Source organism: Actinomadura viridis (genome assembly GCF_015751755.1).
GTDB lineage: Bacteria > Actinomycetota > Actinomycetes > Streptosporangiales > Streptosporangiaceae > Spirillospora > Spirillospora viridis.
This window is the reverse complement of sequence record NZ_JADOUA010000001.1, coordinates 6,561,798-6,581,160: the sequence shown is the minus strand read 5'-3', so window position 1 is coordinate 6,581,160 and position 19,363 is coordinate 6,561,798. Positions and strand designations below refer to the sequence as shown.

Genomic DNA, 19,363 nt, shown 5'->3' with positions numbered 1-19,363 from the left:
GGGTGTTCCTTCGTGTCGTGTCGTGTCGGTGGGGCGGTCGGGCGGTGCCGGTCAGGGCGTGCCGGTCAGGGGGAGGGCGGAGGCGATCTCCGGGCGGTAGCCGTCGTCGACGGTCACCACGCGCCGGCCGGCGGCGGCGAGGATCGAGGCGGCGATCGAGGCCCGGTAGCCGCTCGCGCAGTGCACCCAGACCTCGCCGTCCGGGATCTCCGCGGTCCGCCGCGGCAGGTCCTGCAGCGGGATGTGGACGGAGCCCTCGATGTGGGACTCCTTGCGCTCCAGGTCGCGGCGCACGTCCAGCACGACCACCGGCCGGTGGTGCCGGACCTCGCCGAGCTGCTCGAACGTGGCGGTCGGCAGGGTGCGGGGCGTGTCCTCCCCGACCCAGTCGGCCGGTCCGCCGGTCGCCGCGGCCTCGGGCCGGTCGATGCCGATCCGGACCAGCTCGCGCTGGGCGGTCGCGACGTCCTCGGCCGTCTCGCCGAGCAGCGTCAGCGGGGTCCCCCAGGGGATCACCCAGCCCAGGTACGTGGCGAAGCTGCCGTCCAGCCCGAAGTTGAGGGCGCCGGCCAGGTGTCCGGCCGCGAACGCGGTCCGGGTGCGCAGGTCCACCACCCATTCCCCGGCCTCGATCCGGCGGCGCAGCTCGGCGGCGTCGGCCCGGCGCGGCGGGGACAGGTCGGGCGCTCCCGGCCCGGCGGCGTTGGCCGGGCCCATGTGCGCGTAGTACGCGGGGTAGGCGTCCAGCCCGGCCAGCAGCGACTCGACGTACTCGTGCTCGTCCAGGGTCAGTACGGGGTTGCCCAGTTTCTCCTGCCCGAGGGTGGAGGAACCGGCGTCCGACTGGGTGGACGAGCAGAAGCTGCCGAAGCCGTGGGTCGGGTACACCTCGGTCTCGTCGGGCAGCTCCCGCGCGAGGCGCCGGGCGGAGCCGTACTGGGCGCGCACCAGTTCGTGGGTGTGGTCGGGGCCCAGCAGGTCGGGCCGTCCGGTCGACCCGTACAGCAGCGAGCCGCCGGTGAACACCGCCGGCGCGCGGCCGGGCGCCTCCAGGGCGTACGACAGGTGGGTGAAGGTGTGCCCGGGGGTGGCCAGCGCCCGGACCCGCATGCCCGCGCCGATCTCGACCACGTCTCCGTCGGCCACCGGGCGGCGGTCGAAGGCCACGTCGTCGCCGGCGCCGACGTGGTACTCGGCACCGGTCTCCCTGGCCAGCGCGAGCCCGCCGGTCACGTAGTCGTTGTGGATGTGCGTCTCGAAGACGTGGGTGATCCGCACGCCGCGTTCGGCCGCCAGGGTGAGGAACCGGTCGATGTCGCGCTGCGGATCGACCACGAAGGCCACCTCGCCGTCGGTGACGAGGTAGCTGCGGTCGCCCAGGGCGGGGGTCTCGATCGGGACGATCTCGATCATCGTTCGGTCTCCTCCTTGACGGCTCGATATACCCCAGGGGGTATCTTTTCCTCGACAGTAGCTCACCATCCCGGATCTGGGCAAATACCCCCCGAGGTATCTTTCAAAAGTCGAAGCCCGGCAGGTGGGGGCACCTGCCGGGCGGCGAGCGGGGGAGGGTCAGGCGAGGGTGAGGAAGAGCTTCTCCAGCTGGGCGCGGTCGACCTTGGCCTGGGCGGGGTCGTCGCCGTCCTGGGTCACGCACCGCTCCAGCCCGGTTGCGATGATCTTGAAGCCGGCCCGGTCCAGGGCCCGCGACACGGCCGCCAGCTGGGTGATCACGTCCTTGCAGTCGCGCTCGTTCTCGATCATCTGGATGACGCCGCCGATCTGCCCCTGCGCGCGGCGCAACCGCACGACGACATCGGCCAGCGAGTCCTTGTCCAGTTCCATGCCGCCTCCTTGACCTCTTAGTACCCCCTAGGGTATATGGTCCGGCGGCGAACGGGCAGGGCTGATAACGGGCGGGGCCGAGACGGAGCCCGGCGGAACGGGCGGGGCCGTGACGGAGCCCGGCGGAACGACCAGGGAGAGGCCGCGGAGCGTGAGTGAGGGGACGCCCGACCGCGACCCGGGCACGGGCGCCGGGGGCGCGGCTCCGGGCGGGGCCGCGGGCGAGACCGAACCGGACGCCCGGTTCACCTTCGCCAACGAGCGGACCTTCCTGGCCTGGAACCGCACCGCGCTGGCCCTCGTCGTCGCCGGGCTGGCCATCGTGCAGCTGCTCCCGCCGTTCGCCGGGGTGCCGTGGGCCCGGCACCTGCTGGCCGTCCCGCTGATCGTGTTCGGCGGGGTGCTGGCCGTCGGCAGCTTCGCCGAATGGCGGCGCAACCAGCGCGCGCTGCGCCGCGGCGAGCCCATGCCGGGATCCCCGCTGCCCCGCGTCCTGACGTACACCATCGCCGCCACCGCGGCCGTGGCGGCGGTCGTCGTGCTGCTGTCGCTGGTGCGCTGAGATGAGGCCGCCCGAGGACCTGGAGGACCTCGACCCCGGCCTCGCCAGGGCCCGGACCGAGCTGGCCTGGACCCGTACGGCCATCGGGTTCGCGGCGCTCGGTGCCGCGGTCCTCAAGACCGCCCCGGCCGCCGGCGTCCCCGTCCTGGCCATGAGCGCGCTGATCTACGGGGTCGGCCGCTGGTCGCGCCCGCCTGGGCGGACCGGCGGGCACGCGCGTCCCCGCCGCCTCCTCGTGGTCACCGTCGCGGTGACGCTCGTCAGCCTGGTCGCGCTGGCGATCGCCTTCTTCGGGCCCGCCACCTACATCCGGATCCGCTGAGGCCCCGCGGCGTGAGCCGTCCGGTGGCGCACGGCCACAGGTTAACGGCGGCGGGTGACGGGAAGGGGGCGGGATGGCGCAGCAACTCGTTCCTGGAGGCGGTATGCCGGACCGGATCGCCGACGTGTGGGGGACGCGGACGCCGCATGACCGGGACACGCCCTGGCCCGTCCGCGTCGACACCCATCTCGAGGAGGGGGTGGCCGAGGGGGACGTCGACCGCTGGGTGCGCTCGGCGTGCGTCCTGTGCAGCAACGGCTGCGCCTGCGACATCGCCGTGCGCGACGGCCGCATGGTGGGGATCCGCGGCCGGGCCGGCGACGTCGTCAACCACGGCCGCCTGGGCCCCAAGGGACTGTACGGCTCCTGGCAGTGGAACGGCGCGGACCGCCTGACCAGGCCCCTCGTCCGCGAGGGCGGCCGGCTGGTCGAGACCGGCTGGGACACCGCCATGGACCGGATCGTGGAACGATCCCGGCGGTTGATGGAGGAGATCGGCCCCCTCTCCCACGGCTTCTACACCAGCGGCCAGCTCTTCCTGGAGGAGTACTACGCGCTGGCGGTCATCGGGAAGGCCGGGCTGGGCACCCCCCACATGGACGGCAACACGCGGCTGTGCACGGCCACCGCCGCGGCGGCCCTGAAGGAGACCTTCGGCTCCGACGGCCAGCCCGGCACGTACACCGACATCGACTCCTGCGACGCGATCTTCCTGTACGGGCACAACATGGCCGAGACCCAGACCGTGCTGTGGGCCCGGGTGCTGGACCGCCTTTACGGGCCCCGGCCGCCGGTGGTCGTGGCGGTCGACCCGCGCCGGACGCGGGTGACCGAGGCCGCCGGGCGGACCGGCGGGGTGCATCTGGCGCCGCTCCCCGGGACGAACCAGGCGCTGATGAACTGCCTGGTCCGCGAGGTGATCGAGAACGGCTGGGTCGACCGGGAGTACGTCGCCGCGCACACCGTGGGGTTCGAGGAACTGGCCGCCACCGTCGCGCCGTACACCCCCGAGCGCGCCGCGGAGATCTGCCGGGTCCCGGCCGGCGACCTGCGCCGGGCCGCGGAGATCTTCGGGACGTCGGACCGGGTGCTGTCCACCGTCCTCCAGGGCTTCTACCAGTCGCACCAGGCCACGGCGGCGTCCTGCCAGGTCAACAACCTGCACCTGCTGCGCGGCCAGATCGGCCGGCCGGGCGGCGGGGTCATGCAGATGAACGGGCAGCCCACCGCCCAGAACACCCGCGAGTGCGGCGCGGACGGCGACCTGCCGGGCTTCCGCAACTGGAACAACCCCCGGCACATCGACGAGCTGGCCCGGCTGTGGAACGTCGACCCGCTGACCATCCCGCACTGGGCGCCGCCCACGCACGCCATGCAGATCTGGCGGTACGCCGAGCAGGGGTCGATCCGGTTCCTGTGGATCTCCGCGACCAACCCGGCGGTGTCCCTCCCGGAACTGCCCCGCGTCCGCGACATCCTGCGCCGGGAGGACCTGTTCGTGGTGGTGCAGGACGGGTTCCGCACCGAGACCAGCGAGTACGCCGACGTCGTGCTGCCGGCGGCCCTGTGGGGGGAGAAGCAGGGCACGTTCACCAACGCCGACCGGACCGTGCACCTGTCGGAGAAGGCGGTCGAGCCGCCCGGCGAGGCACGCTCCGACCTGGACATCTTCCTCGACTACGCCCGCCGGATGGACCTGCGGGACCGGGACGGCGGGCCGCTCGTCCCCTGGTCGAGCCCGGAGGAGGTCTTCCGGGCGTGGCAGGAGTGCAGCCGCGGCCGGCCGTGCGACTACACCGGGCTGTCCTACGAGAAGCTCCGGGGCGACAGCGGGATCCACTGGCCGTGCAACGACCAGTACCCCGACGGCCGCGACCGGCTGTACGCCGACGGGATCTTCCCCACCGACCCCGACTTCTGCGAAGCGTACGGCCACGACCTGCTGACCGGCGGGGACGTCACCCCCGAGCGGTACCGGGCCGCGCGGCCGGACGGGCGCGCCCACCTCAAGGCCGCCGAGTACACCCCGCCGCCCGAGACCACCGGCGAGGACCATCCGTACGTGCTGACCACCGGCCGTACCGTCTACCACTTCCACACCCGGACCAAGACCGGCCGCTCCCGGCGGCTGAGGGACGCGGCCCCCGGCCCCTGGGCCGAGCTGTCGCCCGGGGACGCCGCCGCGCTCGGGGTCGCCGAGGGCGATCTCGTCAGGATCGAGTCGCCGCGCGGCGCCGTGGAGGTGCCCGCCCGCATCGGGCGCGGCCGGGACGGGGTGGTCTTCGTCCCGTTCCACTACGGCTACTGGGACACCTCCGGCGCGGCGCCCGACGGGCGGCCGAGGGCGGCCAACGAGATGACCCTCACGGAATGGGACCCGGTGTCCAAGCAGCCCGTCTTCAAGGTCGCGGCCGTACGGGTGACCAGGCTGCACACGCCGGGCGCTCCGCGTCCGGCGGCCAAGTGATCACCGCGCGCAGGAAGGAGGGCCGAGCCGTGCACCTGTCGACCTACGTGGGCCTGCTCCACACGTCGCTGCGCACCCTCGCGGACGCGTTCCGCCAAGTCGGCGACGGCCATGCCGAGGAACCCGACGTCCACCACATCTGCCATGTCCTGGCCACGGGGATCGACGGGCACGTGGACCGGCTGGCACCGATCGTGGAGCGCTACGGCGAGCACCGCGAGGAGGAGCCCGAACGGCTGCACGCCGCCGGCCTCGACAGCACCCGGAGCGGTCCCGTGGGGCTGCTGCGCGACCTCCAGGACCTCTACATGCTGGCGTCCCTCACCGACATCACCTGGACCGCCGTGGGCCAGGCCGCGCAGGGCCTGCGGGACCGGGAACTGCTCGACGTCGTCGAGTCCTGCGAGCAGGACACCGACCGCCAGCTTTCCTGGCTGCGCACCCGCATCAAGCAGAGCGCGCCGCAGGCCCTCATCGCGGCCTCCTGACCCTCTGACCCTCCTGACCCTCTGACCCTCCTGACCCGCGGGGCCGTCGGGGGACGGCCCGGGTGATCAGCCGATCAGGACGTTCTTGTAGAAGAGGTTGGAACGGCGGTCGCCTTGCGCGCCCGAAGCGAACCCGATGAACAGCCGCATCTGCCCGCCGTCCGTCCGGAAGATCGCCAGCCCCTCGGGCTCGCGGTGCGTCAGCGTCCCCCCGGCCTTGGTGAGCGTGGGACCGGCCACCCGCTGTCCGGTGTTGAGGTCGATCGTGGAGAGCCTGCTGTTGCCCGGGACCGGGTTGTCGTCGCTGTAGGCGGTGCCGTACAGGGTGTAGAAGTACCGCCCGTAGAGCGCGTACCCCTGGAACGTCTCCCCGTTCTGGGACGGCTGGGCGACGTCGACCAGGGGTTCGTACCGCTTGGCCTTCACGTCGGCCAGGTCGTAGACCGCGATGCGCCAGCCCGACGTCTTGTAACGCATGGCGAGCCTCTTGTTCACCGGGTCGATCGTCGCCGAGACCCCGGTGCTGCCCGCCACCGGCGTGTACTTGGTGAGCGCGCTGGAGGTGTTGGTCAGCGTCTGGCCGTCGACGAACTTGAACCGGGCGAGCCGCGTCCCCCGCGCGCTGCTCCCCTCGGGGTCGACCTCCACCCACAGGTACGACGCGGTGCCGGACGGCTCCACGCCGATCGAGACGCCGTGCCCGAACCCCTTCAAGTACATGTGTCCCTTGAGGTTCCCGGAGAAGTCGAGCCGGCTGATCGCCAGGTCGCCGTTCGCGTCGGACGACGACCCGTTCTTGAGCTGGGCCACGAAGAGCCGCTTGTTGGGAATGTCGAAACCGAAGCTTTGCTGGACGGTCGTGTTGACGAGTTTCTTGTGCCGGAACAGGTCGTACGACGGCTCCGTGAGGTCGAACCGCTTGGAATCGGGCAGGCTCGCGGCTCGCGCGCTCATCGGCTCCGCCCCGGCGGCGGCCCCGGTCGAGGCGCAGCCGCCGAGGGCCCCGCCGAGAGCCAGCGCCAGTGCCGCGGCCAGGGCCGTCTTCTTCCTCGGAATCATCACCGTTGCACTTCCCTCTGGTCGGCCATGACCGTCTCGCAGCGGACGGCACGGATTCTCCCTTGATCAACTTGTCTGCCCCGATTCCGTCCGTGCTATTCGCCCCGTTGATCAATGAAGAGGGCATCGCACCGTTTACGGTGAGATCACGCTGATGGGTGACGGGGAAGGACGAACAGCATGATCGGCGAGAGACTGCCGCACGAGTTCCTGTTCAGCCGCGCATTCACCGACGACCCGTACGCGGCGTACGCCGAACTGCGGGCCCGCGGGCCGGTCCACCCGATCGACTTCCCGCGCGGCGCCGAGGCGTTCCTGGTCGTGGACCACGAGCACGGCCGCGCCGCCCTGAACGATCCGCGGCTCTCCAAGGACACCGCGCACAGCTCGCTGCCCGTGGCGGCCGAGCCCTACTTCGGCGGGACCATGCTCGGCATGGATCCGCCCGGCCACACCCGGTTGCGCGGCCTGGTCGCCAAGGCGTTCACCGCCCGGCGGGTCGAGGCGCTCCGCCCCCGCGTCGAGGAGATCACCGGCGAACTGCTGGACGGGATCGCCGCCCGGGGCGAGGCCGACCTCATCGACGACTTCGCCGTGCCGCTGCCGATCCAGGTCATCTGCGAACTGCTGGGCGTGCCCGCGGCCGACCGCGGCCGTTTCCGGCGCTGGACCGCCGTCATCACCGCGCCCGTCCTGAGCCCCGAGATGTACGACCGCTGGCGCGAGGCGGCCGGCGCGTTCAACGGCTACCTCCTGGAGGTGTTCGCCGAGCGCCGCGCACATCCCCAGGACGACCTCGTCAGCGGCCTCCTCGGCGCCCGGGACGGGGACGCCGCGCTCAGCGAGGCCGATCTCCTGGGCACCATCATGCTGCTGATCATCGCCGGGCACGAGACCACCGTGAACCTCATCGGCAACGCCGTGCTGGCCCTGCTCACCACGCCCGGCCAGCGCGCGCTCCTGCGCGGGCGTCCCGAGCTGCTGCCGGGCGCGATCGAGGAGTTCCTCCGCCACGACGGGCCGGTGGAACGGGCGACCCAGCGCATCGCCCTGGAGGACATGGAGATCGCGGGCACCCGGATCCCCCAGGGCGCGTGGGTGCACGTCTCCCTCGGCGCGGCCGGACGCGACCCGGCCGCCTTCGACGCCCCGGACACCCTCGACGTGACCCGTGCGCCCCACCGCCACCTGGCCTTCGGGCACGGCATCCACTTCTGCCTCGGCGCCCCGCTGGCCCGGCTGGAGGCGCGGATCGCCATCGGCGGCCTGCTGGAGCGCTTCCCCGATCTCGCGCCGGCCGTCCCGCCCGGGGAACTGGAACGCCACCGCAACGGCTCGATCATCCGCGGCGTGGCCGCCCTGCCCGTCCGAGTGTGATGAGCGAGGGCCGGCTGGACGCCCAGGCCGCCGTCCTGCACCGCGCCCGCGTCCTCCATGATCTGGCCGAGCGCACCGCCCCCGGTCACGGCCGTACCACCGAGGAACTCGCCCGGGGCGCCGCCGGGGCGGAGCGCTGGTCGTGGGCCGGGTTCTGTGCCGTGCTCGGCGTCCCGGCGTTTCCGGCGAAGGAGGCGCCGCTCGTGGCCTTCGTCCGGTGGCGCTGGCTGGCGGGCGACAGCCGCTTCACCATCGAGGGCCACATCGCCGGGATCTCGGCCGCGCACGACCACGGGGCCGATCCGGACCACTGGGACGCGGTCAAGGCGGCCCGGGAGGCCCTGGCCGCCGAGGCCCGCGCCGCCGCCGAGGCGGGCATACCACCGCGGGGGCAAGGCCAGGCGCCGCCCATGACCGTCTCCCGGCTCCGGCGGATCGTCGCGGCCTGCCCCGGTGATCTGGCGGGCGTCCGGGACCGGGCGTTGCTGCTGCTCGGGTTCGGCACCGCCGCCCGCCGCGCGGAACTGGCCGGGCTGCCCGCCCGCGGCGTCCAGGTGTCCGGTGGGGGCCTGCGGGTCACCACCGCGCACGGCCGGACCGTCACCGTGCCGCCCGGCGATCATCCGCTCGTCGACCCCGTCCGGGCGTGGCTGGACTGGGAGGCCCGCGCGTGCCTGGAACCCGGCGGGCCCGCGCTGCTCCGGGTGGACCGGTCGGGAAGGCCCGCCGGCCGGATGTCCGGCCGGGCCGTCGGTGAACGGGTCGAGGCATGCGGGGAACGGGCCGGGGTGCCGGGCCTTGGGGGGCGGAGCCTCCGCTCCGGCCTCGCCATCTCGTACACGCGGGTGCCGAGGGGGTACGGGAACGCCGGGCAGGGCGGTGACGAACGCGTACTAGGGGGTCACATCCGTATCGTGGAGGGCTTCCTGGAGGACGCCACGGACGGCGGCCCCTAGCGCGGTCCGCGGCCGGCGGATAAACGAGTGGCTTCGCCGCGTGCGGTGCGGTTGGGTTGTCCGGGCCCGGATGACCTGAGGAGGAGCACGCCATGGGGGAGACAGCGCCGGTGCGCCTGCTGCGCGTTGACGAGGACGTCCTGGAACGGCTCCTGCACACCGCCGTCACCGACGCCGAACCCATCGACGTGATGCCTCCCGTGGACGGCCCTCCCGGTTGGAACACCCGCCGTGAGGAGGCGTTCCGCGCGTACCACCGGGCCAGGCGCGAGGGGCTGGACGGGCCTCTCCGCGAGGTCACGTACGCCATCGAGGCCGGGGGAGAGGTCGTGGGCGCGGCCCGCCTGGAACACCGGGAACCGCCGGGGACGCCGGGCGTGCTGGAGGCGGGGGTGTGGCTGGGCCGCTCCGCGCGGGGCCTGGGCATCGGCACCGCCGTCGTCCGCGCGCTGCTGGCGGAGACCGCCGCGTCCGGCGCCGCCACCATGATCGCCGAGACCACGGCCGGCAACGCCGCCGCCGTCGCCGCCCTGCGCCGTCTCGGGGCGTCGCTCACCACGGACGCCCCGACCGGTCAGGTCCACGCGGAACTGCCCGCCGTCCCCTGACCCGCGGTTCTCCGATGATTCGTCACATCGGCCCGGTCCGGATCGTCATCGCTGTGACGGAGCACGACAGGGGGTGTGACCATGGGCGAGGACGAATTCCTGGCGGACCGGTTCGAGGCGTACCGGGGCCATCTGAAGGCGGTCGCCTACCGGATGCTGGGCTCGCTCAGCGAGGCCGACGACGCCGTCCAGGAGGCGTGGCTCCGGCTCAGCCGGTCCGGCGCGGACGAGGTGGAGAACCTGGGCGGCTGGCTGACCACGGTCGTCGGCCGGGTGTGCCTGGACATGCTCCGCTCCCGCACCGCGCGCCGCGAGGCGCCCCTGGAGGCGCGCATGCCCGACCCGGTCGTGGACCCGGCGACCGGCACCGATCCCGAGCACGAGGCGCTGGTGGCCGACTCGGTCGGGCTGGCGCTGCTGGTGGTCCTGCAGTCGCTCAATCCCGCCGAACGGCTGGCCTTCGTGCTGCACGACATGTTCGCGGTGCCGTACGAGGAGATCGCCCCGATCGTGGGGCGCACCCCGGCCGCGGCCCGGCAGCTGGCCAGCCGTGCCCGCCGCCGCGTCCAGGGCGCCGCCCCCGTTCCCGACCCGGACCTGGGCCGCCAGCGGGAGGTCGTCGACGCGTTCCAGGCCGCCGCGCGCGACGGTGACTTCGAGGCGCTGGTCGCCGTGCTCGACCCGGACGTGGTGCTGCGCGCCGACCGCGGCGCGGTGACCGCCGGGCTGGAGGAGCTCCGCGGCGCCGAGGTGGTGGCCGGAAAGGCGGTCGCCTTCCGGGGCCACTCCCTCGACGCCCGCCCGGCGCTGGTCAACGGCGCGGCCGGGATGGTCAGGCTGGTGGACGGCCGGCCGCTGTCGGTCATGTGCTTCACCATCGTGGACGGGAGGATCGTCGCCATCGACATCCTCGCCGACCCCGACCGGCTCGACCGGCTCGACCTGACCGTTCTGGACGCCTGACGGCCGCTCAGCCGTCCCCGCGCGAGGCGAGGGCGGCCAGGGCTTCCCGCCAGTGCAGGTGGGCGTGTGCCCGGGCGGCGTCCGCGTGGGCGGCGCAGAACCATTCGGCGTTCTCCGGATGGCCGACCCAGCCGTCCCGGTCACGCGCCTCCTGCGCCGCCCGTTCCTGGACGTCGAGGGCGAAGTGGACGAGCGTGAACGCCGACGCGGAATCGTCGCCCTCGGGCAGGTCGCGCGGGCTCAGGCCGCAGACGAAGCACAGCGGTGGTCTCAAGCCGTCCGCCCCGAGAGCGATCCGCGCGAGACCGGGAAGTCGAAGTAGGTGTCGGGGAAGAGCTCGGGCTTGTAGGTGAAGTGCCACCACTCCTCGGGGAGGTTGGTGAAGCCCAGGTCTTCGAGCGTGCCCTTCAGCAGCAGGCGGTTGGCCCGCTGCGCGGAGGTGACGCGGGGGTCGAGCGTGTGCGAGAGGGTGTCGAAGCAGTCGTAGCCGGTGCCCATGTCCACGGAGTTGTCCGGGAACCGCTCCGCCTGCGGCGCGTAGCAGGGAACGAGGGGCTGCCCCGGGCGGTACGGCCGGGTCGGCTTGGCGGGCAGTTTCACGATCGTCAGGTCCACCGTGCTCCCGCGGCTGTGCCCCGACTTCTCGGCGATGTAGCCGTCCGCGAACAGGCGGGTCTTGTCCACGCGCGGGTAGAACTCCGCCTTCATCGCCTGGTCGTCCAGGTCCTTCGCCCAGGCCACGAAGTGGTCCACGGCGCGCTGCGGCCGGTAGCAGTCGTAGACCTTCAGGGAGTAGCCCTGGCGCAGCAGCTTCCGCTGGGCCTGGTGGAGCGCCTGCGCGGCGGGCCTGGTCAGGACGCAGACCGGCTGCCGGTAGCCGTCGATCCGCTCGCCGACGAAGTTGTGCGCGGTGGTGTAGCGCATCTCCTGGATGATCGTCCGGTCGACGTCGCCCAGGGCCACGAACTCCCGGGGGGCCTTCGGCTCCGGCCGCGCCTGGACCGTACCGGACGCGGCGGGGATCATGAGCAGGGCCGTGACCGACACCGCGAGAGCGCGGCGGGCCGTCGCGAAATTCAGCATGCCCCTGCCTATCAGAGGTCCTGGTGGTACCGGCCGGAAAACCAGCGGATATGGGCCCGACTGGGCGGAATGTGGACCTCTGCCCGGTCTCGGCAGTGACGGGTTCTGTGAAACGGGGTGCCGGTAAGACTCGTATACCGGGTGATACGAGTCTTACCGGCACCCCAGGCCGTTCACGCGTGTGCGGGGCCTGTCAGCCGTTGCTCCACAGAGCCGCGGTGAACGTCTTGGTGACGGGGTCCTGGGTTCTCCCCACCGCCCAGACGGTCGTGGTGCCCGGGCGGAGGGCGAACGTGGACGGCTCGGCGGTCCGCCCGGTGGGAGCCGGGAGGGTCGTCTCGGTCACGGCGCCGGTGGCGGAGCGGTGCTGCATGACGCCGCGGGAGCGCCGGATCCAGAAGCCGCCCGCGCCGTCGGATTCGATCCCGGCCAGGCTCGTGCCGGGCTCACCGAGGGTGTTGGTCCACCTGGTGCCGTCCCAGTGCGCCAGCAGCGAGCGCGAGGCGACCTTCCCGTCCGCCCCGGTCACCGGAACCGAGCCGACCGCCCACACGTCGTTGGCGGAGACGGCGTGCACGTCCGTCAGATGCGGCCGCATCTCACCGCGCGCGATGCCGTCGATCTGGGGGAACGGGACGGTCGTCCAGGAGGTGCCGTTCCAGTGCGCGGTGGCCGGCCGTGCGCCCCCGTCGGCCGTGCGGACCATGCCCACCGCCCACACGTCGTCGGCCGACACCGCGTCGAAAGCGTTGGTCCAGATGCCGATCTGGGTGTCGCTCCAGGTGGTGCCGTTCCAGCGCTTGCCCGTCGTCGCCGACCCGCTGCCGACCCAGACGTTGCGTGCGTCCACCGCGGCCAGGGCGCCGGGGAAGAAGCTCAACGGGAACGAGTGCGCCTGCCAGGCGGTGCCGTTCCAGCGGATGACCTTCGTGCTGCCTCCCGACACCGTCGGACGGCCCGCCGCCCACACGTTGGTGGGCGAGGACGCGCTGATCTTGGTGAGGCTCAGGTCGGTCAGGCTCGCGGGGAGCTGGACGCGCGACCATCCGCCGCCGCCGAGCCGCTGCACCACCGCCTTGCCCGTGGCCAGCTGAGCCCCCGCCGCCCACATGTCCCCGTTCGGGACGGCCGTGATGGCGCTGAGCGAGCTGTTCACGTCGGTGGCCGTGGCCGGGGAGTGCGTCCAGGTGCCGGTCGGCGCCGCGACCACCGCCGCGCGCTTCTCCCCATCCGGGCTCAGCACGGACACTCCGGCCGCGGTCATTCCGACCGCGACGGACGAAACGCCGGTGATGAGCGCGATCCTCTTGCTTTTCCTCATCGAGCCCTTTCGCGAAACGACTAACATTTTCCGGAAACGGGCACGGTATCAGTATTTGATCATGAACACGCCGCTTCGGGCGACCTTGACCCCCTGGTCGTCAGGCACGCTTTGCACGGCGGCCGGTGGCCGCCCGGCCGCCCGCGGCGTCGGCGACCTGGCCGTCACCATCGAACGCATCATCGAACAGATGCGGTACCGGCCCGTCGCCGCGTTTCTGCTCCGGGCCTTTTCGAAGTTACTTGGTGTAATTCTTTCCGGGGGGCCTGCCGGGGATCGGCTTTCCGATGAGAGCGACGGGGATGAACAAGCTGAAGTGGCCGATCGCCACGGTGAGCGTCCAGAGCGCCGTGTCGTCGTAGTGGGCGGATGCCCTGGCGAACAGTTCGTCGGAGACGCGCTCCCCGAACGGGTTCGGGGTGAGGACGGCCTCCACGAGTTCCAGGGCGACCCGTTCGGCCTCGGTGAAGTAGGGGGCGTTCTGCCATGAGGCCACGGCGGTGATGCGCTCCTCGGTCTCCCCGAGCTTGCGGAGGCTGCCGGTCACCCGGATGGTGTGGTAGGTGCTGCCGACGATCTGCCCGGCGCGGAGCTGCATCAGGCCGATGGTGGTCTGTGGAACCGGCCCGTTCCGGACGGCGTTGTGCACGGCTCCGGAGAGTGCCGCCAGCTCGGGGAAGTGCTGGGTGAGGTCGGGCAGACGCGACTGGATGTCGTCGTTCGTCGCGGGCGTGCCCGCGCAGCCTCAGCCACGCCTCCTGCACGCAGTCCTCGGCCTCGGCGATCGAGCCCAGCGTCGCGTAGGCGACCCGCAGCAGGCGCGGCCGCTCGGCTTCGAAGCATCGCGCGAGCTCCTCAGCCATCATGCTCGTGCCCCCGCGAGCACCGCGCGCGTTCCGGTCCCAGCGATCACTGCCGTCGTCATGCCCGGAGGACGACACAGGTCGCCAGACTGTGACACCCCTTCTCATCTTCACCGGGAGGGCGGGCGGATCAGCGTCGTGCCCGCGAGGATGACCAGGCCCGAGACGGCCAGGACGGTCTGGGCGGGGGCCAGCGGGCCCAGCGGGCCGAGCCGGACGGTCCCGATCACGTCGGCGGCCGTCCCGGCGGCCAGCGCGGCCAGGGCCAGCCCGGAGCGCAGGACGGCGTGGAACGCGGTCAGCCCGACGTTCCGGCGCGTCCCCTCCAGGCTCTCCTGGACGTAGGTGATCCCGCCGACCAGGGCCGCGGTGGCCGCGGCGCCGAACAGGACCGCGCCCAGCAGGGCCCAGGCGGTGGACGCGACCAGCCCCATCGCCGTGATCACCAGGCCCTGGACCAGGGTGGCCGTCCGGATCCGGGCGAGCAGGTGGCCTTCCGGGCGGCGGCGCAGCAGCAGGAGCCCCAGCACCCCGCCCACGCCGAACAGCGCCACCAGCACCCCGAAGCCGACCGGTCCCGCCCGCAGCACGTCCCGGACGAAGACGACGCCGATGGAGAACAGGGCCCCCAGTCCGAGCGCCACCACCGCGACGCCGGGCACGATCGCGCGGACCTCGGGCATCCGCACGGCCCGCAGGAACCCGGCGTCGTCCCGGGCCGCCCGAGCCCGGCCCTCCCCGGCCGCCGCGCTCGCCGCGCCCACCGCGGCACCCGCCGCGTCGGCCTCCGCGCCGGCCTCCGCACCGGCCGCGCCGGCCTCCGTGACCCCTTCCTTGGGGAACGGCCCCAGGTCGGGCAGGGTACGGATCGCCCAGTAGGACACCAGGTAGCTCAGCGCGTCCAGCCAGAACACCACGATGTAGGCCAGGTACCCGTACCACCCGGTCGCGTTGGTGGCCCACAGGATCAGCCCGAACAGCCCGGCGCCGAGCGGGATCATGCCGTACGAGAGGCCCAGCGTGACGCCGTTGGCGAGCGCGAGGGTCGCGGTGTCGTGCTCGTCCCGGTCGCGGTCCTCGGCCAGGACCGGGATCGCCGCGTCCCGGGCGGGCAGGAAGGCCAGCGCGACCACCTCGATGGCGAACGCCCAGAAGTACACCCACCCCAGCCAGGGCAGCAGCGGCAGCGCGAAGGCCATCCCGGCGCGGATGAGGTCGGAGGTGAGCATCACGCGGCGGCGCGGCCAGCGGGTGACGGCCCGGGTCGCGAACGGGGCGCCGAGGGCCGAGGGGAGCAGGCGGAGCACCAGCACGCCCCCGACCGCGGCGGTGGACCCGCTCAGCTCCAGCACCAGGTACATCAGGGCGATGGTGCCCATCCAGTCGCCCAGCGAGGAGACCGCCTGCCCGATGATCAGCGTGCGGAACGCGCGCCGTCGCAGCAGCTTCCCGAGCGCCACCGGCGGTCAGCGCCTCTCCCGCGCGCACCCGGTGATCAGCGCCGGGTGTTCGCTCTTCATTACCCAGCGCTATCCCAAAGGTGACGCTCCGAAACCTTCGCAAGGGTCGTCCCGCGACGGTCCGCCCCGCACGATGGACGGTTAGGGAACGGGCCGATCTGGAAAGTTTCCAACGGGGGGGCGAACGGGGGGATGCAATGGTCGCGGGTGTCTCCATGTCTCGGGCCGCGTCATCGGCCGGCGGCACGGCGTCACGGCTCTCGCTCCGCCGTGAACTGCTGATCGGCCTGGCGGTCTTCGCGGTGTACGCCGTGGTCGACTCCGTGCCCGTGGCGGGACGCTCGGCGGCGGCGGAGGCGCACAGCCGCGCCCTGGACGCCTTCGAGACCGGCCTGGGCGTCGGCTTCGTCCGTCCTCTGAACGCCTGGCTGACCGAGCATCCGGTGCTGTGCACGCTGGCGAACTACGAGTACGCCACCACCTACCTGGTCAGCGCGTTCATCATGCTCGTCTGGCTGTACCGGCGCCGCCCCGACCGCTACCCGGTGGCGCGCACCTCGTTCGCCCTGATCAACCTGGTCGCGGTGGCGTGTTTCGCGCTGTACCCGGTCACGCCGCCGAGGCTCCTGCCCGGCCTCGGGTTCGTCGACACCGTACGGCTCGGCCAGACCTGGGGCTCGTGGGGCACCCCGGTGATCGACAGCGCCAACCAGCTCGCGGCGATGCCGTCGCTGCACGTGGCCTGGGCGCTGTGGGTGAGCGTCGAGCTGGCCCGGATATCGGCGGGCCGCGCGGTGCAGGCGATCGGGGTCCTGCACGTGGCCGTCACGGTGCTGGTGACCCTGGCCACCGCCAACCACTACCTGCTGGACTCGGCCGGCGCGGCCGTCCTCGTCCTGGGCTGCGTCCACGTGGCCGAACGGTTCGCCGGGGCGCCCCGGGACCGCCGGGTCGGCCCGTCGGACGCCTTCTTCCTGGCCGTGGAGTCGCCCCGGTCGCCGCAGCACGTCGGCGGCCTGATCATCCTGGCCGCGCCGGAGGGCGCCCTCACCCGGGAACGGCTGGTCGCGGTGGTCGGCGACCGGCTCGGCGCGCTGCCGCGGTTCCGGCAGCGGCTCGCGCCGCGCGGGCGCTGGCGCAGGCCCGTCTGGGCCGAGCATCCCGTCCTGGACTGGGACTGGCACGTCGCGGCCCGCGACCTGCCCGCGCCGGGCGGCGCGGCGGCGCTGGACCACCTGGTCGCCGGGCTCCAGGGCGAGCCGCTGCCCCGGGACCGGCCGCTGTGGCGGCTCGTCCTGGTGCGCGGGTACGACCCGGAACGCACCGCCGTGGTCTTCCTGATGCACCATGTCGTCGCGGACGGGCTCGGGGTCGTCGCCCACGCGCTGCGGCTGATGGAACCCGAGCTCCCGCCCGCCCCGGACGAGGGCGCCGCCGGCCCGGGGGCGGTGCGCCGGACCGCGGGGACGGCGGCCGGGCTGCTCCAGCTCGCCGCCGAGGGACGGCAGGGGACGCGGCTCCCCTCCGGCGCGTCCGGCGAGCGCAGCTTCGGCGCGCTCGGGCTGCCGCTGGGCGCGGTACGGGACGTGGCCCGCGGGCACGGCGCCCGGGTCACCGACGTGCTGCTCTGCGCCGTGGCCGGGGGGCTGTCCCGCGTCTCGGCCGCCTGCGGCGCCGACGCGGGCGCCGCCGCGCGCGCGGACGCCGCGCCGGGGCGGCTGCGGGTCTCGGTGCCCCTGATGATGCGCACCCCCGCGACGCCGCCGGAAGGCAACCACACGGCCGCGGTGATGATCGACGTGCCGGTGGGCCCGATGGCCGAACGGGACCGGCTCGCGGCGATCGCCCGCCGGAGCGGCCGGCTGCGCGGCGGCACCCGGGTGGCCGCGGCGTGGTTCGTCATGCGCCGGGCGCCGCTGGTCCTGCCGCCGCCCCTGCACGCGGCCTTCGCCCGCGCCGTCTACGGCGGGCGCACGTTCCAGGCGATCGTGTCCAACCTCCCCGGGCTGGACCTGGACGTCCGGCTGGCCGGCGCGCCGATGCTGGCGGTCCATCCGATCCTCCCCACCGCCCCCGGAGCCCCGCTGGCGGTCGGCGCGCTCAGCTGGAGCGGCCGGCTGAACTTCGGGGTCAGCGTCGAACCGGCGCTGCTGGACGACGCCGCCAAGCTGTGCGGCGCGATGCACGAGGTGATCGGCGAACTGGGCCGGGACGGCGGCGGGCGCGGCGCCCGGCGGGCGGGGGGAGACCATGGACGTCAAGGGTGACCGGACCGCCCCGGGCGGCCGGGTGGCGCTGGTGACGGGCGCCTCCTCCGGCCTCGGCCGGGAGATCGCGCTCGCCCTCGCCGGCGCGGGATACCGGCTGGTCCTGCACGGCCGGGACGCGGCCCGGCTGGACGACCTGGCGGCCCGTACCGGCGGCGCCGCCGTCGCCGCCGTCACCGGCGACCTCGCCGACCCCCGCGAGCCCGAGCGCCTGGCCGCGACCGCGATCGAGACGGTGGGCCGGGTCGACGTCCTGGTCGGCAACGCCGGGGCCGGATGGGCGGGCCCGTTCCCCGCGATGAGCGCCGATCTCGCCGACCGGATGCTGGCGGTCAACCTGGGCGCGTCCATCGGGCTCACCCGCGCGCTGCTGCCCGCCATGCTCGAACGGGGCGAGGGCCGCCTGGCGTTCGTGTCCTCGATCGCGGGCCGGCTGGGGGTGGCGGGCGAGGCCGTCTACGCCGCCACCAAGGGCGGCCTTGAGGCGTTCGCCGAGAGCCTTCGGCTGGAACTGCACGGCACCGGGGTCACCGTGACGGTCCTGGTCCCCGGCGTCGTCGACACGCCCTTCTTCGAACGCCGGGGCGCCCCGTACACACGGCGCCGCCCCCGCCCGCTCCCGCCCGGCCCGGTGGCCGCCGCGCTGGTACGGGGGATCGCCGCCGGGACGGCGGAGGTCCACGCGCCGCGCTGGCTACGGCTGCCCGTCGCGGTCCGCGGCGTGCACCCGGGGCTCTACCGGCGCCTGGCGAGCCGCCTCGGCGAACGCCCGCCCGGATAGCCGCGCGAGGACGGGCCGCCCGCCGTGCCGCTGCCCGCCGTGCCGCCGCCCGCCGTGCCGCCGCCCGCGGGGCCGCTCCGTACCAGGACGCGGAGCCATTCGGTGAGCAGGCGGGCGGGCCGCGGGTGCAGCCGGGCACCGAGCACGTCGTAGGCGCCCCGCCGGAGGGCGGCGTGGGTGGCGCGCCCACCGGCGATGTAGCCGCTGACCGCCAGCCGGGCCCACGGCGGCAGCCCCGCGGCGATCGGCGCACCCTCCTCCAGCATCCGGCCCGCCCGGTCGGCCTCCAAGGCGAGCACGCCCCGCAAGCGGGTGGGGGTACGGGCGGCGCGCAGGTCGTCCTCCACGCAGCCGAACCGCCTCAGGTCCTCGGCCGGGATGTAGACGCGCCCCTTCTCGTGGTCCTCCCGCACGTCCTGGCAGTGTTCGAGGATCTGCAGCGCGGAGCAGACCCGGTCCGACAGCTCCAGCCGTTCCGGGGTCGCCGCGCCGAAGAGGTACAGCACGATGTGCCCGACCGGGTCGGCCGACAGCGCGCAGTAGGCCAGCAGGTCGGCGAACGTGTCGTAGCGCAGGACCTCCTGGTCCTGGCGGTTGGCGCGGACCAGCTTGCGGAACGGCTCGGCGGGGATCCCGCGGCCGGCGATGGTGTGCGCCAGGGGCACCATGACGGGCAGGATCGCGGGCCGGCCCGCGTAGATGCGGTCCAGGTCCCGGTCGACCTCGTCCAGCAGCGGGCCGCGCCGGTCCGGCGGAGCCTCGTCGCCGATGTCGTCCACGGTCCGGGCGAAGCCGTAGACCGCCATGAGGTCGGCGCGGTACCGGCGGGGCAGCAGGCGCGACGCGACGGGGAAGTTCTCCTGGGCCGCGCGGCCGGTCCCCCCGGCCGCCGGGCCGTCCTGGTCGCCTGTCGATCGCATGTCCTGGTGCTGCACTGCCGG

The 19,363-nt window shown here is 73.7% G+C and carries 19 protein-coding genes and 1 pseudogene; 10 read left to right on the top strand and 10 right to left on the bottom strand.

What is annotated here, in order from left to right; genetic code table 11:
* Window positions 1–51: 51 nt before the first annotated feature.
* Together IW256_RS29755 and IW256_RS29750 are read right to left on the bottom strand one after the other, a co-directional pair.
* Window positions 52–1,413, bottom strand: a complete 1,362-nt coding sequence (locus IW256_RS29755; RefSeq protein ID WP_197014106.1) for an MBL fold metallo-hydrolase — start codon at window positions 1,411–1,413, stop codon at window positions 52–54.
* 159 nt (window positions 1,414–1,572) lie between these two features.
* Window positions 1,573–1,845 (bottom strand): metal-sensitive transcriptional regulator, encoded by a 273-nt coding sequence (locus IW256_RS29750; protein WP_197014105.1) that lies wholly within the window; start codon window positions 1,843–1,845, stop codon window positions 1,573–1,575.
* Window positions 1,846–1,996: 151 nt separating this feature from the next.
* Here IW256_RS29750 and IW256_RS42400 point away from each other — a divergent pair, with 151 nt between their 5' ends.
* The 4 genes from IW256_RS42400 to IW256_RS29730 all read left to right on the top strand — a co-directional run bounded on the left by IW256_RS42400 (window position 1,997) and on the right by IW256_RS29730 (window position 5,684).
* Window positions 1,997–2,407 carry a YidH family protein gene (locus IW256_RS42400; protein ID WP_197014104.1) on the top strand — a complete coding sequence of 137 codons (411 nt, stop codon included), beginning with the start codon at window positions 1,997–1,999 and terminating at the stop codon, window positions 2,405–2,407.
* A gap of 1 nt (window position 2,408) precedes the next feature.
* On the top strand, window positions 2,409–2,729 hold the full coding sequence (locus tag IW256_RS29740) for a DUF202 domain-containing protein (RefSeq protein WP_197014103.1): 321 nt from the start codon (window positions 2,409–2,411) through the stop codon (window positions 2,727–2,729).
* A gap of 73 nt (window positions 2,730–2,802) precedes the next feature.
* On the top strand, window positions 2,803–5,196 hold the full coding sequence (locus tag IW256_RS29735) for a molybdopterin oxidoreductase family protein (RefSeq protein ID WP_231403983.1): 2,394 nt from the start codon (window positions 2,803–2,805) through the stop codon (window positions 5,194–5,196).
* Window positions 5,197–5,225: 29 nt separating this feature from the next.
* Entirely contained in the window at window positions 5,226–5,684 is a 459-nt protein-coding gene (locus IW256_RS29730; RefSeq protein ID WP_197014102.1) for a hypothetical protein, read from the top strand.
* 66 nt (window positions 5,685–5,750) lie between these two features.
* Here IW256_RS29730 and IW256_RS29725 read toward each other — a convergent pair whose 3' ends face one another.
* Window positions 5,751–6,743, bottom strand: a complete 993-nt coding sequence (locus IW256_RS29725) for a phage baseplate protein (RefSeq protein ID WP_231405361.1) — start codon at window positions 6,741–6,743, stop codon at window positions 5,751–5,753.
* A 180-nt stretch (window positions 6,744–6,923) separates the two neighbouring features.
* Here IW256_RS29725 and IW256_RS29720 point away from each other — a divergent pair, with 180 nt between their 5' ends.
* From IW256_RS29720 to IW256_RS29705, 4 genes are all read left to right on the top strand, one after another.
* Window positions 6,924–8,120 (top strand): cytochrome P450 family protein, encoded by a 1,197-nt coding sequence (locus IW256_RS29720; RefSeq protein WP_197014100.1) that lies wholly within the window; start codon window positions 6,924–6,926, stop codon window positions 8,118–8,120.
* Entirely contained in the window at window positions 8,120–9,076 is a 957-nt protein-coding gene (locus tag IW256_RS29715) for a site-specific integrase (protein WP_197014099.1), read from the top strand. Before IW256_RS29720 ends, IW256_RS29715 begins: the two co-directional genes overlap by 1 nt.
* 92 nt (window positions 9,077–9,168) lie before the next feature.
* A complete protein-coding gene (locus IW256_RS29710) occupies window positions 9,169–9,684 on the top strand; it encodes a GNAT family N-acetyltransferase (protein WP_197014098.1) in 516 nt (171 codons plus the stop codon).
* 81 nt (window positions 9,685–9,765) lie between these two features.
* A complete protein-coding gene (locus IW256_RS29705) occupies window positions 9,766–10,647 on the top strand; it encodes a sigma-70 family RNA polymerase sigma factor (protein ID WP_197014097.1) in 882 nt (293 codons plus the stop codon).
* Window positions 10,648–10,654: 7 nt separating this feature from the next.
* On the opposite strand, the gene IW256_RS29700 is transcribed toward IW256_RS29705, so the two are convergent.
* The 6 genes and pseudogenes from IW256_RS29700 to IW256_RS29675 form a co-directional block, all read right to left on the bottom strand.
* On the bottom strand, window positions 10,655–10,921 hold the full coding sequence (locus IW256_RS29700; RefSeq protein WP_197014096.1) for a hypothetical protein: 267 nt from the start codon (window positions 10,919–10,921) through the stop codon (window positions 10,655–10,657).
* Entirely contained in the window at window positions 10,918–11,730 is an 813-nt protein-coding gene (locus IW256_RS29695) for a M15 family metallopeptidase (protein ID WP_197014095.1), read from the bottom strand. Before IW256_RS29695 ends, IW256_RS29700 begins: the two co-directional genes overlap by 4 nt.
* Window positions 11,731–11,923: 193 nt before the next feature.
* A complete protein-coding gene (locus tag IW256_RS29690; protein WP_197014094.1) occupies window positions 11,924–12,973 on the bottom strand; it encodes a beta propeller repeat protein in 1,050 nt (349 codons plus the stop codon).
* 316 nt (window positions 12,974–13,289) lie between these two features.
* The gene (locus IW256_RS29685) at window positions 13,290–13,721 is read right to left on the bottom strand and encodes a carboxymuconolactone decarboxylase family protein (protein ID WP_231405360.1); all 432 of its coding nucleotides are present in this window, start codon (window positions 13,719–13,721) and stop codon (window positions 13,290–13,292) included.
* A gap of 109 nt (window positions 13,722–13,830) precedes the next feature.
* Window positions 13,831–13,914 (bottom strand): annotated as a pseudogene (locus tag IW256_RS29680) (hypothetical protein); the annotation flags it as partial.
* A 110-nt stretch (window positions 13,915–14,024) separates the two neighbouring features.
* Window positions 14,025–15,374, bottom strand: coding sequence for an MFS transporter (locus IW256_RS29675; RefSeq protein ID WP_197014093.1), 1,350 nt, complete (start codon window positions 15,372–15,374; stop codon window positions 14,025–14,027).
* Window positions 15,375–15,589: 215 nt separating this feature from the next.
* Between IW256_RS29675 and IW256_RS29670 the strand changes: the two genes are divergently transcribed.
* Window positions 15,590–17,641 (top strand): bifunctional phosphatase PAP2/O-acyltransferase family protein, encoded by a 2,052-nt coding sequence (locus IW256_RS29670; RefSeq protein ID WP_197014092.1) that lies wholly within the window; start codon window positions 15,590–15,592, stop codon window positions 17,639–17,641.
* Window positions 17,625–18,422 (top strand): SDR family NAD(P)-dependent oxidoreductase, encoded by a 798-nt coding sequence (locus IW256_RS29665; protein WP_197014091.1) that lies wholly within the window; start codon window positions 17,625–17,627, stop codon window positions 18,420–18,422. The genes IW256_RS29670 and IW256_RS29665 overlap by 17 nt, the downstream gene beginning before the upstream one ends.
* Here IW256_RS29665 and hpnC read toward each other — a convergent pair.
* Complete coding sequence (hpnC, locus tag IW256_RS29660) at window positions 18,377–19,342, bottom strand: squalene synthase HpnC (protein ID WP_197014090.1); 966 nt, start codon at window positions 19,340–19,342, stop codon at window positions 18,377–18,379. The two genes, IW256_RS29665 and hpnC, sit on opposite strands and share 46 nt — an antisense overlap.
* Between the last annotated feature and the right edge of the window lie 21 nt (window positions 19,343–19,363).